Below are 257 nucleotides of genomic sequence, written 5' to 3'. Positions count from 1 at the left end.
GGGTTGCAAAGTTTGAATAACTTTCGTCAATGAACGAAGTTGTTTTTCCGTCACCATATCGCATTTATTCAATAGAAGAACATCACAAAATTCAATTTGGTCGATTAGTAAATCTGCAAGATTACGATCATCTGCTTCTCCAACTGCTTGCTTTCTATCAAGCAGCCGATCACCAGATTCATAATCATGCCAAAAACGGTATGCATCAACAACAGTAACCATTGTATCAAGGCGGCAAAACTGGGTAAGGTCGATAC

The 257-nt window shown here is 38.9% G+C and carries 1 protein-coding gene; it reads right to left on the bottom strand.

The window, feature by feature from the left end; translation table 11 throughout:
- The coding region (locus Q4548_RS17285; RefSeq protein WP_303457232.1) for a GTP-binding protein at positions 1 to 257 on the bottom strand (257 nt) is incomplete at both ends.

It is taken from the genome of Wenyingzhuangia sp. 2_MG-2023, assembly GCF_030548295.1.
Taxonomy (GTDB): Bacteria; Bacteroidota; Bacteroidia; order Flavobacteriales; family Flavobacteriaceae; genus Wenyingzhuangia.
This window is presented reverse-complemented; position numbering and strand designations above follow the sequence as displayed.